The sequence below is a fragment of the Micromonospora alfalfae genome, assembly GCF_022230925.1.
GTDB lineage: Bacteria > Actinomycetota > Actinomycetes > Mycobacteriales > Micromonosporaceae > Micromonospora > Micromonospora alfalfae.
In genome coordinates, this window is the sequence record NZ_JAKKFH010000006.1 from 1 (window position 1) to 14,657 (window position 14,657).

The 14,657-nt window shown below is 72.2% G+C and carries 13 protein-coding genes; 3 read left to right on the forward strand and 10 right to left on the reverse strand.

All coding sequences use genetic code 11. The annotated features are described in order from the left end of the window. Nucleotides 1–418: 418 nt before the first annotated feature. On the reverse strand, nucleotides 419–1,402 hold the full coding sequence (locus tag MED01_RS04730; protein ID WP_238667482.1) for a sulfite exporter TauE/SafE family protein: 984 nt from the start codon (nucleotides 1,400–1,402) through the stop codon (nucleotides 419–421). 272 nt (nucleotides 1,403–1,674) lie between these two features. Continuing rightward, entirely contained in the window at nucleotides 1,675–2,139 is a 465-nt protein-coding gene (locus MED01_RS04735) for an RrF2 family transcriptional regulator (protein WP_091407884.1), read from the reverse strand. Nucleotides 2,140–2,418: 279 nt separating this feature from the next. Between MED01_RS04735 and MED01_RS04740 the strand changes: the two genes are divergently transcribed. Next, nucleotides 2,419–3,087, forward strand: a complete 669-nt coding sequence (locus MED01_RS04740; protein ID WP_238667323.1) for a YceI family protein — start codon at nucleotides 2,419–2,421, stop codon at nucleotides 3,085–3,087. A 69-nt stretch (nucleotides 3,088–3,156) separates the two neighbouring features. Here MED01_RS04740 and MED01_RS04745 read toward each other — a convergent pair whose 3' ends face one another. From MED01_RS04745 to MED01_RS04760, 4 genes are all read right to left on the reverse strand, one after another. After that, nucleotides 3,157–4,041 (reverse strand): acyl-CoA thioesterase, encoded by an 885-nt coding sequence (locus MED01_RS04745; protein WP_112582692.1) that lies wholly within the window; start codon nucleotides 4,039–4,041, stop codon nucleotides 3,157–3,159. Next, complete coding sequence (gene pyk, locus MED01_RS04750; protein WP_112582693.1) at nucleotides 4,038–5,486, reverse strand: pyruvate kinase; 1,449 nt, start codon at nucleotides 5,484–5,486, stop codon at nucleotides 4,038–4,040. The genes MED01_RS04745 and pyk overlap by 4 nt, the downstream gene beginning before the upstream one ends. A 269-nt stretch (nucleotides 5,487–5,755) precedes the next feature. After that, nucleotides 5,756–7,138, reverse strand: coding sequence for an FAD-binding oxidoreductase (locus MED01_RS04755; protein ID WP_238667324.1), 1,383 nt, complete (start codon nucleotides 7,136–7,138; stop codon nucleotides 5,756–5,758). Nucleotides 7,139–7,270: 132 nt separating this feature from the next. After that, nucleotides 7,271–7,633 (reverse strand): YciI family protein, encoded by a 363-nt coding sequence (locus tag MED01_RS04760; protein WP_091407872.1) that lies wholly within the window; start codon nucleotides 7,631–7,633, stop codon nucleotides 7,271–7,273. A 241-nt stretch (nucleotides 7,634–7,874) separates the two neighbouring features. On the opposite strand from MED01_RS04760, the gene MED01_RS04765 reads away from it, so the two are divergent. After that, nucleotides 7,875–8,747, forward strand: a complete 873-nt coding sequence (locus MED01_RS04765) for an aldo/keto reductase (protein ID WP_238667325.1) — start codon at nucleotides 7,875–7,877, stop codon at nucleotides 8,745–8,747. Between the two features lie 24 nt (nucleotides 8,748–8,771). Here MED01_RS04765 and MED01_RS04770 read toward each other — a convergent pair whose 3' ends face one another. The 3 genes from MED01_RS04770 to MED01_RS04780 form a co-directional block, all read right to left on the reverse strand. Further along, on the reverse strand, nucleotides 8,772–9,164 hold the full coding sequence (locus MED01_RS04770; RefSeq protein ID WP_238667326.1) for an effector-associated constant component EACC1: 393 nt from the start codon (nucleotides 9,162–9,164) through the stop codon (nucleotides 8,772–8,774). A 14-nt stretch (nucleotides 9,165–9,178) separates the two neighbouring features. Beyond that, nucleotides 9,179–11,377, reverse strand: a complete 2,199-nt coding sequence (locus tag MED01_RS04775; protein WP_238667327.1) for a M48 family metalloprotease — start codon at nucleotides 11,375–11,377, stop codon at nucleotides 9,179–9,181. Nucleotides 11,378–11,551: 174 nt separating this feature from the next. Beyond that, nucleotides 11,552–12,340, reverse strand: coding sequence for an esterase/lipase family protein (locus tag MED01_RS04780; protein ID WP_238667328.1), 789 nt, complete (start codon nucleotides 12,338–12,340; stop codon nucleotides 11,552–11,554). A 204-nt stretch (nucleotides 12,341–12,544) separates the two neighbouring features. Between MED01_RS04780 and MED01_RS36010 the strand changes: the two genes are divergently transcribed. After that, entirely contained in the window at nucleotides 12,545–13,903 is a 1,359-nt protein-coding gene (locus MED01_RS36010; RefSeq protein ID WP_238667329.1) for a pentapeptide repeat-containing protein, read from the forward strand. Nucleotides 13,904–13,944: 41 nt separating this feature from the next. On the opposite strand, the gene MED01_RS04790 is transcribed toward MED01_RS36010, so the two are convergent. Further along, nucleotides 13,945–14,526, reverse strand: coding sequence for a TetR/AcrR family transcriptional regulator (locus MED01_RS04790; protein WP_238667330.1), 582 nt, complete (start codon nucleotides 14,524–14,526; stop codon nucleotides 13,945–13,947). Nucleotides 14,527–14,657: the final 131 nt, after the last annotated feature.

Sequence of the window (14,657 nt, forward strand, 5' to 3'; positions counted from 1 at the left end):
CGCGCCCCCGGGTCCCTCGCGCCCCCGGGTCCCTCGCGCCCCCGGGTCCCTCGCGCCCTCGCGCCCTCGCGCCCGGATCTGCGCAACCTTCCGGACGTTGCCACCTCCGACGCGCGGGAGACAGCAACATCCCCGATGTTGCGCGAATCCTGACGACGAACACCGTGTCCAACCGACCGGGGGCAGGGTTCAGGGCGCCCACCGCCGCCAAGGTCACGCTCGATCCTGGATGTAGTGGCTTCGACGAGCCGGGATACCACTACATCCAGGATGTAGCGCGATCTTGGTGACTCAACCTGGGCGATGGCGACGTTTGACCGAGGCGCGGCGGGCGCGTGGGTGGGTGAGCCCAACCCGGGGGGCGGCGTGGGGTGGGCGCAACGAGGGCCAGCGGGGGGGTGGGCGTAACCCGGGGGGGTCAGCGGGGGGTGGGCGTACCCGTTGCGGCCAGATCGGCCGGGGCCTCGCTGACGGACGCCGCGTCGGATGCCTCGGCGGGCACACCGGCAGCGGCGGCGGGAGCGGCGGCGGCCTCGGCGCGGGCGCGGCGGGTACGGCGTAGGGCACGGACGGCCAACACCAGGGCGGCCAGCCAGCCGGCGGCGAGTAGAGCGTACAGGGCGGGGCGGGCCGGACCGTCCAGTTCGGCGGAGCGGATCAGGGTGCGGGCGTTGGTCAGCACGATCACGCCGCCGACTGCCGCGCCGAGCAGTTGGGCGGGCACGATTCGCACCAGCCAGGCGGCCAGTGGGGCGGCGATGAGGCCGCCGATGAGCAGCGCGGCGACGGTGGGGAGCAGGAATCCCTCCGAGCCCAACCCGATCAGGAAGCCGATGCTGGCCGCGCCGGCCACGACGAACTCGGCGGTGTCGACGGAGCCGATCACCTTGCGGGGTTCCATGCGGCCGGAGACCAGCAGCGCGGGGGTGGCCACCGGACCCCATCCGCCGCCGCCGGTCGCGTCGACGAAGCCGGCGACCAGGCCCAGGGGGCCGAGGAAACGACCGCGGAGCCGTCCGCCGACCCGGTCGGTGCGCAGTGGGCGGGCGAAGCGGATCAGGAGGTACGCGCCGAGCGTGAAGAGGATGCCGGCCATCCACGGTGCGGCGGCCTCGGTGGAGATCGAGCTGAGCAGAGTGGCGCCGGCGAAGGCGCCGACAGCGCCGGGTAGGGCGATGCGGGACACCACCCGCCAGTCGACGTTGCCGAACCGCCAGTGCGCGACCCCGGCGGCGAGCGTGGTGCCGATCTCGGCCAGGTGCACCGAGGCCGAGGCTGCGGCCGGGGCGACCCCGGCGACCAGCAGCAGAGTGGACGAGGTCAAGCCGTATGCCATGCCGAGCGAACCATCGATCAGTTGCGCGACGAGCCCGACCAGAGCGAGGACCAACAGCTTGCGCACGAGCGCCCCCAGACTTTTCGGCATCTCCTATCGACTTGGTCGACAATGCGGGATGGGCCAGCCGGGGTCAAGCCCCCGATCGGTGGATGGGACGCGAACGGGCGGTGCGCCGGGTCAGCGGCCAGGTGGCGCGGGCCGGCAAACGAGCGGCGGCAATCCAGGCACGCAGGGCCAGGGGCCAGGCGACGCCAGGCCGGAAACCTGGTCGGCGTGCGGACCCAGGCGAAGAAGGCAGCGACCAGGTGGCGTGAAGCCGGGAGCGGAACCGGCGCTCAGATCCAGGCGCGCGGGTCGGCGGCCAGCTCGGTGACCCGCGCGGGCAGGGTGCCGGCGGCGACGTCGGCGACGCTGACCAGTTCCAGGATCTCCCGCTCGCTTGCCCGTAGCGCGATCCAGACTTCCTGGAGGGCATGTGCCGGACCGTGGTAGCCGAGCTGCTCGGGGCGTTGCCCGCGTACGTGGGCGAGGGGCCCGTCGATCACCCGGATGACCTCGGCGAGGGAGATCTCCTCGGCGGGGCGGGCCAGCCAGTAGCCGCCCTCCGGGCCGCGCTGGGCGTGCACGATGCCGCCTCGGCGCAGTTGGAGAAGGATGCTCTCCAGGAACTTCGGCGGGATCTCCTGGGCGCGGGCGATCTGGTCGGCCGTCACCGGCCGACCGCGCCCGGGGCCGCTGGCCGTCGCGGCAAGCTCGGCGGCCGCACGGAGGGCGTAGTCGACCCGAGCGGAGAGGCGCATGTCGGCAAGGTTAGTCGCTGGTCAACCGGGCGGGCGGGCGACCCTCGGCCGATCGGCCACGCATCGATGGAAAGTAGCGCCGCCGGCACCCGATCGGGACCGATGAACGGCCGCCGGTAGGGACCGGTGAAGTACGTCATGATCCACCGAACGGTGGCGGCCGAAATGCCGGTCCGGAGCGTCCCTATGCTGGGCGTGAGTACGAATGTCTGGCCGTTTACCCGGCCGCCAGCACCATATTGATAAACACCCGGGTGTGCTCGGGGGGAAGGCAACACGATGACCGATATCGCCACACGCACCTGGGACGGCATGACCATCCCGGTGGCCGGCTCCTATCTTCTCGATCAGGCGCACAAGCGGATCGGTTTCCTGTCCCGGCACATGATGGTGAGCCCGGTGCGCGGCGAGTTCGCCGAGGCCACGGCGGAGATCTTCGTGGCGGAGGACCCGCTGCTCTCCTCGGTGACGGCCACCATCATGTCGGCCAGCATCACCACCGGAAGCGTCGACCGGGACACGCATCTGAAGAGTGCCGACTTCCTCGACGTGGAGCGTTTTCCCACCCTCGAATATCGAAGCACCGGCATTAAGTGGCAGGGCAACGAGGACCCCATATTCCAGTGGGCGCGTCTGCGCAACCACCGGTTGGGCGGACGAGGCAGAAGTCACATTGTTCCGCCGCAGTCCGACGGTATTCCCGGACGATTCGTCCTCACCGGTGAGTTGACGGTGAAGGGGATCACCCGGGCCGTCGACCTGGAGGTGAATTTTGGTGGTGCTCGTCAGGATCCGTACGGGCAGAACATCTTCGGGTTCAGCGCGACGGCAGAGATGAACCGTGAGGACTACGGCCTGCTCTGGAATGTCGTCCTGGAGAGCGGCGGGGTGCTGGTCGGCAAGACCGTGCAGATCGAGATCGCCGGCGAAGCCATCTACCAGGCCTGAACCACGTCATCCCCGCCAGTTGCCTGGCGGGGACGAGTGACGATCAAGCGGCGGAGATGAGCCAGAGCGTCAGGCTCCGACGCGGCGCAGCAGACCCTCCTGGACGGCGCTGGCGATCTGCTGGCCGTCGGTGGTGAACATCCGGCCGGTGGCCAGCCCGCGCGCGCCGGACGCCGATGGGCTCAGGCAGTCGTAGAGGAACCACTCGTCGGCCCGGAACGGCCGGTGGAACCACAGCGCGTGGTCCAGGCTCGCGCCGACCAACCCGCCCGGCCCCCACACCTCGCCGTGCGCGGAGAGCACCGAATCCAGCAGGGTGAGGTCCGAGGCGTAGGTGAGCGCGCAGGCGTGCAGCAGGGGGTCGTCGGGCAGTTTGCCGTCGATGCGCATCCAGACGCGCTGGTGCGGGTCGGCGGGCCGGTCGCCGGGGCGGACCCAGCCGGGCTCGCCCACGTAGCGCACGTCGATCGGTCGTGGGATCTGACCCCAGATGCCCAGCCGCTCCGGGTAACGGGAGAGCCGGTCGGTCATCGTCGGCACGTCCTGCGGCGGGGGTACGTCCAGCGGGGCCGGGGCCTGGTGGTCCAGGCCCTCCTCGGCCCGCTGGAACGACGCCGACATGAAGAAGATCGGCTTGCCGTGTTGGAGGGCCACCGCGCGGCGGACCGAGAAGGACCGGCCGTCGCGGATGTTCTCCACCTCGTACGCGATCGGTTCGACAGGGTCGCCGGGGCGGACGAAGTAGCCGTGCAGCGAGTGCACGAACCGCTCCGGGTCGACGGTACGGCCGGCGGCGACCAGGGCCTGACCGGCGACCTGACCGCCGTACACCCGTTGTGGGCCGACCGGGGGGCTCATCCCCCGGAAGGTCATTTCGCCGGTCGGGTCGAGGTCCAGCACTTCCAGCAGCTGGTCCACCGCCGCCTGGCCGACCGCGACCCGACCGTCGCTCACTGCAGGGCCCGCGCCGACGCGGCGTCGACAAGCGAGCCGAGCTGGTGTACGCGCAGCGTGTTGGTCGAGCCGGGGGTGCCGGGCGGGCTGCCCGCCACGATCACCACGTAGTCACCGGGGTTGGCCCGGTCGAGGCCGAGCAGCGCCTGGTCGACCTGGCGGAACATGTCGTCGGTGTGCTGCACGAACGGCATCAGGAAGGTCTCCACGCCCCAGGTGAGGGCGAGCTGGTCGCGCACCTCGGGGACCGGCGTGAAGGCCAGCAGCGGCAGGTCGCAGTGCAGGCGGGACAGCCGTCGCACGGTGTCGCCGGTCTGCGAGAACGCGACGAGCGCCTTGGCGTTGATGGCCCGGGCGATCGACGAGGCGGCCACGGTGAGGGCGCCACCGTGGGTACGCGGGTCGTGCTGCAGGCGCGGCACCCCGATGGAACCGGCCTCGGTGGTCGTCACGATCTTGGCCATGGTGCTGACAGTGAGCACCGGATACTTGCCGACGCTGGTTTCGCCGGAGAGCATCACCGCGTCCGCGCCGTCGAGCACCGCGTTGGCGACGTCGGAGGCCTCCGCCCGGGTCGGGCGGGAGTTCTCGATCATGGAGTCGAGCATCTGGGTGGCCACGATGACGGGCTTGGCGTTCTCCCGGCACAGCTGCACGGCGCGCTTCTGCACCAGCGGGACCTCGTCCAGCGGCATCTCGACACCGAGGTCACCGCGGGCGACCATGACGCCGTCGAAGGCCAGCACGATGGCCTCCAGGTGCTCCACCGCCTCCGGCTTCTCGACCTTGGCGAGCACCGGCCGGAACACGCCCTCCTCGGCCATGATCCCGTGCACGAGCTTGATGTCCTCGGCCGAGCGGACGAAGGAGAGCGCCACCAGGTCGACACCGAGACCCAGGGAGAAGCGCAGGTCCTCGGCGTCCTTGTCCGACATGGCGGGCACACTGACCGCCACGTTGGGCAGCGACACGCCCTTGTTGTTGGAGACCGGGCCGCCCTCGGTGACGAGGCAGCGGATGTCGTTGCCGGTGACGTCGGTGACCTCGACGGCGACCCGACCGTCGTCGATCAGCAGCCGGTCACCGGGCTTCACCTCCTGCGGCAGCTTGCGGTAGGTGCAGGAGACCCGCTCCTTGGTGCCGATGACGTCGTCGCCGGTGATGACGACGGAGTCACCGGTGCGCCACTCGTGCGGGCCGTCGGCGAACCGACCGAGCCGGATCTTGGGGCCTTGCAGGTCGGCGAGGACGGCGACCGGCTTACCTGTTGCCTCCGACGCCTCCCGGACCAGTCGGTAGACCGCCTCGTGGTCGGCGTGGCTGCCGTGGCTGAAGTTGAGCCTCGCCACGTTCATGCCGGCCTCGACGAGACCCCGGATGCGCTCCGGGGACGAGGTGGCGGGACCAAGAGTGCAGACGATCTTCGCGCGGCGTGTCACGCCCATCAGGCTAGTCTCTCCTTCAGGTCGGACTCGGGGCCGACCCCTTGCAGGCAGTGGAACAGGTGTCCAACGACGCGCGGTGCGCGTCGGGCCGGCGGGCGGAACCGCACCGGGAACGTTGTGGCGACGGGCATCAGCGACCGCGCGCCGGGAATCGTACGCCTCCGTCGGCGTGCGCTGTCGGGGTGCTCCCGGCGGCGGCTCACTCCGGGTGCCCCGAGCACGGCAGGTGACGGCTCATTCCGGGTGCTCCGGGGGCCGCGGGCGACGCCTCATTCCGGATGCCCAGAGGGTGGCAGGGTGGGCACCGCGTGCAGCAGGTCGCGGGGGTCGTAGCGGCGCTTGGCCCGGCGTAGCCGCTCCCAGTTCGCGCCGTAGGCGAGCCGGACCCGGTCGGTCTCCTCGGGGGCGAGCAGGTTGGGGTAACCACCGGACAGGGCACGCGGGGCGAGCGCCGCCGAGGTCCGCTCGGCCCACTCGCGGTGCGGACCGGCCTGGTCGCCGGGCGCCCACACCGCGATGATCTCGGCCATCAGGTGATCGGTGCGCAGCCCGAACGCCGTGTCGGCCTGTCGGACCCGGCTGGCCGCGCCGTGGAAGTGGTGCACTGCCAGCGCGGAGAACGGCGAGGTGACCTGCCGGGCCGCGTCGACGAGCGTGTCCACCGTGCCGTCGGTGAGCGCTGGCAACCACCGGGTCCGCAGCAGGTAGTGGTTGCCGTCGACCATCCCGTCGTCGAACATCCGCAGCGCGTCCGCGTACGGCATCGGGCCGATCTGGTCGACCAGCGGGGTGCCCAGCGCGCGCAGCCGGTCCATCCACTGCCCCCCGGCGTCCAGGTCGGGGCCGCTGTAGAACGGGCAGACGAAGATCACCGGCTCGCCGGCCGGGCCGGGCAGGAAGCCGGTCATCACTGTCAGCTCGTCCGGGGCCTCGGCGACCAGCGCGCCGTAGCCGCGCAGCACGGCCGGTGCCTCGGAGAGCGCGAACATGATCATGCCGGCCAGCACGCCGGGCAGCCGGTGCGCGCGGAAGCGCAGCTCGGTGACGATGCCGAGGTTGCCACCGCCGCCGCGCAGCGCCCAGTACAGCTCGGCGTCGTGGCGGGGGTCGGCGGTGACCCGGCGGCCGTCGGCGAGAACCACCTCCGCGCCGAGCAGGCTGTCCACCGCCAGGCCGAACCGGCCGCACAGCGGGCCGTACCCGCAGGCGAGGGTGAGCCCGGCCATTCCCACGCCGCCAACCGTGCCGGTGGGCACCACCAGCTCGTAGGGGCGGGCCGCGGCGAGCAGCTCGGCCGCCGTGACGCCGCCGCCGATGGTCACGGTGGCCGCGTCGGGGTCGACCTCGACGGCGCGCAGCCCGGTCAGGTCGAGCGCCAGAGCGCCGTCGCGCAGCGCCCGGCCGGCCCAGTCGTGCCCGCCGGAGCGGACCGAGAGGGGCAGGTGGCACCGGGTGGCGACGCGGACTGCCTCGGCCACCTCGTCGGAGTCCCGGCACTGGGCGACCAGCGCGGGCGTGCGCGCCACCGCGCCGTTCCAGAGCTGGGTGGTGGCGGCGTAACCGGGATCGCCCGGCTCGTGCAGCCGGTCGCCGAGCAGGGCCCGCAGTCGGGCGGCGGCTGACGCGACATCACCGGTGGCGGCGGAGATCATGGCGACTCCTCGACCGGGGCCGACCCACGACACCGGGTACGCCCCGGCGGCGGCCCGCGCTGGGCGCGACCGTAGCACCGGCGGGCGGGTGAGCGCCGTCGCCATCACGACAGCCACCGATGGACCGGTGACTCAGCTACCCGCCTTGACCAGCGGAAACTCCAGGGAACCGGCCGGGCAGAGGAAGGTCAGCACCTCCACCCGGTAGAGCCCGGCCTGCACCGCCGGGTCGGCCTCCAGCACGCTGCGGACATCGTCGACGCTGCCGGTGCGGGCCAGCCCGAAACCGATCGGCGGGTCCGGCTCGCGCGCCGGCCCGTCCACCGAGCCGGCGACCAGGACGATGCCGCGGCGCTGCAACGCCTGCATGTGTTCGGCGTGCTCGGCCTGCAACCGCTGCACGGTCTCCGCGGGCAGGGCCCGCCCGGCCGCGCCGGGATAGATCACGATGCACTCGTACGTGTCGAGCGCGAAGTTGACCTGCGGCACTCCCATGGGTGCTCCCCTCGCCGTCGCGCCGGAACGCACCGGCTCCGGCCAGCGTCGCACGGCCACCCCGGTCGTACCGGGCGCTCCCGCCAACTCGGGTCGGCGCGCTGACGGCGTGTCCGCGCCCACAGTCGGCCGACCGGCGGCATGGCTGCGGGGTTCCGGGGGATGATCCATCGGTGGCGGGTGGGCACTTCACGCCCGCGCTGTCCACGCCCGCCACGACGAGACGATTGGGGATCGGGCAATGGCGACAAATATCAGTGAGCAGCCCGCGAAGGCGTCCGGCACGTACCGGATCGGTGGCGATGTCACAGTCAACCGGCTCGGCTACGGGGCCATGCAGATCACCGGCCCGGGTGTCTGGGGTGACCCGAAGGACCCGGCCGAGGCGGTTCGCGTGCTGCGCCGTGCGGTCGAGCTGGGCGTGACGTTCATCGACACCGCAGACTCGTACGGGCCGTTCGTGTCGGAGTTGCTGATCCGGGAGGCGCTGCACCCGTACGCCGATGACCTGGTCATCGCGACGAAGGGCGGGTTCACCCGATCCGGGCCGGGCGACTGGCGGGTGGTGGGCCGCCCGGAGTACCTGCGTCAGCAGTGCGAGCTGAGCCTGCGCCACCTCCGTCTGGACAGCATCCCGCTGTACCAGCTGCACCGGATCGACCCGAAGGTGCCGCTCGCCGATCAGCTCGGTGAGCTGGCCCTGCTGCGGGAGGAAGGCAAGATCCAGCACATCGGGCTGTCCGAGGTGAGCGTCGCGCAGATCGAGGAGTCCCGGGCGATCACCACCATCGCGTCCGTGCAGAACCTGTACAACCTGGCCAACCGCAGCGCCGAGGACGTGCTGGAGTTCTGCGAGCGCAACGACCTCGCGTTCATCCCGTGGTTCCCGATCGCGACCGGTGAGCTGGCCCGACCGGGCGGCCCGCTGGACGCCATCTCCACTGCGCACGGCGCGTCGCCCGCGCAGCTCGCGTTGGCCTGGCTGCTGCGCCGCTCGCCGGTGATGCTGCCGATCCCCGGCACGTCCTCGGTGGCGCACCTGGAGGAGAACGTGGGCGCTGCCGACGTGCGACTCACCGACGACGAGTTCGAGGCGCTCGCCAAGGCGAGCTGACCCACCGTTCCGGACGCCGTCGGGTCACCCGGCGGCGTCCGGGCCTGGCTCGCGGGCGGCGCGCAGCGCCTCGGTCGCCTGGGCCAGCAGGCGAGCGGAGTCGGTCCGCCCGCTCACCTGCAACTCCACTTCGGTGTCTCCCGCCTGGATCCGGATGCTGGCCTCGGTGCGCTGCTGGTCCACCCAGGACTGGAGCAGGTTGAACAGCCCGGGAAGCAGCCCCTGGGCGAGCACCGCGATGATCACCGCGTCGCTGAATCCCGGCCGGCCCCCGCCGCCGCCGGCCGGGCGGACTCCCGGCCGGTACTCGGGGCGGCGGTGGATCCAGGTCAGCAGGTCGACCGACGGAGGCTGGCGCTGCCGGGGGCTGATGGTCAGCCGGACGGGTAGCCGGGCTGCGGTGTCGCTGTCGGTCACGGTCTGTCTCCCGGTCAGTCGGCGGCGGGTCGGAAGGTCACGTTGTCCCCGTCGGCGGTGGCGACGCCCGTGACCGTGAACGCGGTGTCGTCAGTGAACGGTGAGCTGCCGCCGAAGTAGGTGGTGGTGCCACTGGCCTCCACCCTGCCCTGGGTCTCGGTCGGGGTGGAGACCTGGGCGCTGGCTGGGCCGGTGAGTTCCACGGCGAGCTTCGGATACTCCAGGATCTTCCAGGTGATCTTCTGGGTGGAGCCGCCGTAGTAACGGAACGGGCAGCCCGGCGGGGCGGCGACCTTCTGCTTGGCGCACTCGTCCAACCAGGCGCGTACCTGCGCCTCGACGGCCTCGGTCGCCGCCGGCTTGAGCACCGGCGCCAGTTGCAGGACGGCGGCGGTCTCCCCCGGGCCGACCAGCATCGTCGTGCTCGGCGTCTCGCTGAGCGCACTGGACGGGCCGGTCGCTGTGTAGCCGCCGGGCAACAGCACCAGCGGGGCACCCTCGGTGGCGACAGGCAACTCCACCCCGTTGAGCCGTACCCCGGGGTCGGCGATCGCGGCGTTGAGCGGGGTCGGCCCGCCGCTCAACCGCCAGCCGTGGAACAGCCCGGCGGTGGTCTCGTCCTCGCGGCGCAGGGTGAGGGCGGCGGTCTCCCGCGCGTCACCCAGCCGGTACGCCACTGTGGCTCTGGCGCTGTCGCCGTCGCGCTCCAACGAGCTGATCTCGACGTCGGTCGGTGGTTGGTAGCCCTTGCCCCGCAGCAGTTGAGCGAGCAGCTTGGTGTCGCTGCCCTGGTCGGTCAGGTAGCCGAGCGCGGCCTCGCTGTCCCGATCGGCGAGCGCGGAGAAGTAGCCGTCGATCGCCGCCTGGGGCCGGAAGAACGCCCACTGCACCACGCCGAGTCCGCTGGTGCCGAGGCAGGCGGCCAGTGTGAGGGCGCCGACCAGCAGCCAGGTGCGGCGGGTGCCGACCGGACCGGAGCTGTTGAACAGCCCGTCGACGGTGACGGGCTGACCCGCCCCGGCGGGCGAACCCGCCAGCGGCGCCCGCTCCAACGCGTCGAGCCGCAGCTCGTGCGGCGGGTGGGTGGCGCAGACCGCCTCGTCCCAGCCGCTGCGGCCGGTCTCGAAGGACAGCCGTCGTTCCAGGATGCGCCGCAGGCCGTCGACGTGCCCGGTGAGCACCGCGCCGAGGTCGGCCCGGTACTCGGCCGCCCGCACGTCACGGGCGTGCAGTGGCAGCACCACGTACCGCATGGTGAGCAGCACCGGCCAGAAGAACACGAAGACCACGAAGTTGGTGCCCGGGTGTGGGAACGTCCGCATCAGCCAGGTCGGCAGGGCGTGCGCGAGGGTCAGTGGCAGGCCGACACCGCGGACGAAGGCGCTGGTGATCTCGTCCCCGGTGCGCCAGTGCACCAGCTCGTGGCTGAGCAGCGCGGCCACCTCGTCGTCCGGTTCGCCCAGCACGGCGGTGGTGACCACCACGTGCCGGGCGTACGTGCGCGCGTTGCTCAGGACCGGGTCGTCCTCCATGAGCAGCCTGGGCACGCTGGGCAGGCCGAGCCGTCGGGCGCAGTCGTCGAGCACGGGGCGCAGCCGCGCGTACTCGCGGCGGCTGGGCTGGCGCGCACCCGAGACGACAAGCAGACGGGGTTCGAGCAGCACCCGGTACAGCGTGTAGAGGACCCCGATCAGCGCCGCCGCGACGACAGTGCCAATCAGGCCGGTGAGCAGCGCGAAGGGCTCGTCGGCTACGCCCATCCAGGGCAGGGCCAGCACGGCGAGGAAGCCGACCAAAAAGCCGATGGCGAAACCGGCGATGCCGCCGAGCAACCCGCCGGAGCGGGTCAGGAACGCCTCGGTCAGCGAGCCGATGAGCGGGGCGTCGCGCAGCACCTGGGGCAGCTGGTCGTCGGCGCCGGTCCCGACGGCGAAGAGCCCGACGATGCCGAACGTGAGGCCGCCCCAGAACGCCAGGAGCAGCGCCACTGGCAGGTAGAACCAGGTCGCGAGGAACGCGCCGAGCACGCCGCGCCAGTCCCGCAGGATCCCGGCGCGCAGCCAGACCAGCGCGCTGGGATAGCCCGGTGGGCGGTCGGCGAACCCGCCGGTGGGTGGCGGGGTGTCGGCCGACGGCGGTTGGGCGGCCCGGACGTCGAGCTGCGGCACTGTCGGCGGGGTGTTCTCCGGCGGCACTGTGGGCGGCTCGGTCATGAGCGCTGCTCCCTCTCGGAGGATGGCGTCCACTGTCGGGAATGGACAGCCGGAGCAGGCTATCGAGGGCATCTGATGTCTGCCACACCGTTTGGGGGAATCGTCGCGCACCCGACACTCACCGTCGCGGGCCCGGTGCGGCGGTCCCCTCCGGGACCGCCGCAGCGCAGCGGGTCAGAGCGCGAGGCAGTGGGGTCGCACCGGGCCGTCGACCAGGGCACCACGCACGATGGTGTACGCCGTGCCGTCGAGCACCAGGCCGAGGTGCCCCACCACCCGCAGCGGGCAGTACGCCTGGATCAGCACGTTCGTCGCACCGTCGTTGACGGCGGCGTTCCCGGTCGGCCGGACCAACTCGTCCTGCACTGTGCGGATGGTGGTGTAGCGCACCGCGCCCGGGGTGTCGTCGCCGTCGTTGAGGTCGGCGAGGAACGCCGAGCCGATGCTCATCTGTTGGCAGGCCACCACGCCGGCGCAGCTGCCCAGGCCCAGGAACGCCACGATATTGGCGACGTACGTGCCGTACTGCGGTGTGCCCAGGCTGACGTAGCGGCCGACGGTGGCGGTGCCGCCGAGCCGCTTGAGGTAGTACCGGCTCACCAGACCCCCTTCGGAGTGGGCGACGACGTCCACCGTCGCCGCGCCGGTGTTGGCGCGGACCTGGTTGACGTAGCTGGCGAACGCGCGGGCCGAGGTGGGGATGTCGCCGAGGCCCAGCCCGGGCAGTTGGTAGATGAAGGCGCGGTAGCCGTCGGCGCGCAGGCGGGCGGCGATCGGCTCGTACGCGACGGCGACGCCGCTGAGCCCGCCGACCACGATGACGGGGTTGGCCGCCGCGGCGGCGGCGAAGGGTGTCGTGGGGGCGGCGGTGGCCGGGGCGGGGGCGGCGTTCGCCGTGGCGGTCGACGTGAGCAGCGCGGCGGTGGCGAGGGCCAGGACGAGGGCGGTCTTTCGGAGCAGCATCGCTGCACCTCCGGGGGGAGGCGCCCGGCGAACCGGGCAGGTGGGTGGGGGTGTCCGGTCGACCGTGCGACGATCATCCCCGCAACAATTCAGAAACGTCAATGACTTGTTACGCGTCGGTAACCCGTTGTTCCGACGGAGGCGTAAACGGTCATACCGCCACGCTCCATATCGGACACCGGCGCTGCCTGACATGCTGTGGCCGTGGCTGTCGACGAACCCACCGAGCGCGAGCTGAGGGTGATGCCGTGGTGGCTGGTCCTGGTCGGCCTGCTCGTCGCCGTCGCCCTGGGCTGGCTGGTGCTGGACCTGCTGCTCACCGAGGCCGACCGGGCCAGCCAACCGGACACCCGCGCCACGCTGCGCATCGACGCGATCCGCACCGGCCTGACCGTCGTCGCCGGCACCGGCGGAGGGCTCGCGCTGCTGCTGGCCGCCCGCCGCCAGTGGATCGCCGAACGCGCGCAGCGACACCAGGAGAACGTCGCCACACGGGACCAGGTGCACCGGGACCGGGTGCAGGCACACGCCGAGGCGGTGGCCGAGGCCGCGCAGCGCCACCAGGAGCGGCAGTCCGGGGCCGCCGAGCACGACGCGGCGGAGCGTCGACTGACCGAGCTCTACACCCGGGCGGTCGAGCTGCTCGGCAACGACAGCGCGGCGGTACGCCTCGGCGGTCTGCACGCACTGGAGCGCCTCGGTCAGGACAACCCGGGGCAGCGCCCGACGATCGCGGCGGTGCTCTGCGCGTACCTGCGGATGCCGGCGTCCGACGGCGAGCCGCGCGAGACGGAGGTCCGGCGCAGCGCGCAGCGCGTGCTCACCCGGCACCTGCGCGCTGACGACGTGGCCCACTGGCCGGAGCTGACGCTCGACCTGGCCGGCGCCACGCTCATCGACTTCGACGCCGCCGGCTGCACGCTCGTCGACGCGAACTTCACGGCGGCGGTGTTCACCGGTTCGACCACCTTCGCGGGCGCGACGTCGCGGGGGCGGCTGCTGTTCGGTGCGGCGACCTTCGGTGACGTGGTCTTCGACGGGCTCGTGGCCGACGGCGAGGTCGTCCTCGACGGCATCCGCGGCGGCGGCGCGGCCAACGTCGACGGCGCCGCCTTTCCCGGCGGTCTGTCCTGTCGGCGAGCCAGCTTCACCGGCCCGACCTCGTTTCGCCGGGTGACCTTCGGCCAGCCGACCAGCTTCGACCTGACCCGCTTCGAGGACGTCACCTCGTTCCGCGAGGCCGTCTTCGAGGGCGCCCTGTCGATGGAGCACACCGAGTTCGGCCGGTCGGCCAGCTTCCACGCCGTCCGCTTCACGAACATGGCGCTGTTCCGCTGGACGGTGTTCGGCGCGGAGGCGCTGTTCGACAGGGCCCGTTTTCTCGACGCGGCGAACTTCGGCCGGGCCCGGTTCCACAGCATGGCCAGCTTCCGCGACACGCAGTTCAGCCGGCCGCCGCAGGTAGAGCAGGCCCGGGCGGTGGCCGATCCCGGCCACCGCTGGCCGGCGGACACGACAGTGGAACGCCTCGACGACGAGTGGCTGCTGCTGGTCGACCGCTGACCGGTCGGACGGTCGTCAGCGCGGCGCGGCCGACTGGGCCGTCAGCGCGGCGTGGCTGGTGGACGCAGGCCGTCCAGTGCCACGCCGAGCACCCGGTCACGCTGCTCGGGTGACGGGAACTGGGCCATGGTGAGACCACTGATCAGCCGCACCACGTCGTCGAAGCCGATGTCGCCACGGACCACACCGGCGTCCTGTGCGCGACGCATCAGCGGCTCACCGGCGGAGAAGATCTCCGCCCGGCAGCTGGTGAAGATCTCGGAGTCGTGCAGCAGTTGCTCGGCGAGCGCCCGCTTGGTGGCGACGTACGCGACGAAGCGGTGCAGCCAGGCGACGAGCGCGTCCCAGGGCGGCAGCTCGGCCAGGCCCTCGGCGGAGTGGCACAGCGCCCGGACCTCCTCGACGTAGACGGCCTCGAACAGGTGCCGGCGGGTCGGGAAGTTGCGGTAGAGCGTGCCGATGCCCACGCCGGCCCGGCGGGCCACGTCCTCCAGGGAGGCGGCGGCGCCGTTCTCGGCGAACGCCTCGCGTGCCGCCACGATCAGGGCGTCGTAGTTACGCCGCGCGTCGGCCCGCTTGGGCCGCTGGGCGAAGACCTCGGGCGCCTGCCCCGCGCTGGTCATGACGTGCGTCACCTCACTCTATTTGCATCCGGAGGATGCCCTCCGCTAGCTTAGCGGAGGCACCCCTCCGGAATCCCGGAGGCCTGCCTCCGGTTACTCTACCTCGGGACCCGCCCGATCGCCGCCTGGCC

Excerpts from the sequence above, each read along its gene's own strand:
- MED01_RS04780 (WP_238667328.1), bottom strand. The coding sequence starts at position 12,340 with ATGCTGCTCCGAAAGACCGCCCTCGTCCTGGCCCTCGCCACCGCCGCG.
- MED01_RS04735 (WP_091407884.1), bottom strand. The coding sequence starts at position 2,139 with ATGCGCCTCTCCGCTCGGGTCGACTACGCCCTCCGTGCGGCCGCCGAG.
- pyk (WP_112582693.1), bottom strand. The coding sequence starts at position 5,486 with ATGGGCGTGACACGCCGCGCGAAGATCGTCTGCACTCTTGGTCCCGCC.
- MED01_RS04775 (WP_238667327.1), bottom strand. The coding sequence starts at position 11,377 with ATGACCGAGCCGCCCACAGTGCCGCCGGAGAACACCCCGCCGACAGTG.
- MED01_RS04790 (WP_238667330.1), bottom strand. The coding sequence starts at position 14,526 with ATGACCAGCGCGGGGCAGGCGCCCGAGGTCTTCGCCCAGCGGCCCAAG.
- MED01_RS04760 (WP_091407872.1), bottom strand. The coding sequence starts at position 7,633 with ATGGGAGTGCCGCAGGTCAACTTCGCGCTCGACACGTACGAGTGCATC.
- MED01_RS04765 (WP_238667325.1), top strand. The coding sequence starts at position 7,875 with ATGGCGACAAATATCAGTGAGCAGCCCGCGAAGGCGTCCGGCACGTAC.
- MED01_RS04740 (WP_238667323.1), top strand. The coding sequence starts at position 2,419 with ATGACCGATATCGCCACACGCACCTGGGACGGCATGACCATCCCGGTG.
- MED01_RS04755 (WP_238667324.1), bottom strand. The coding sequence starts at position 7,138 with ATGATCTCCGCCGCCACCGGTGATGTCGCGTCAGCCGCCGCCCGACTG.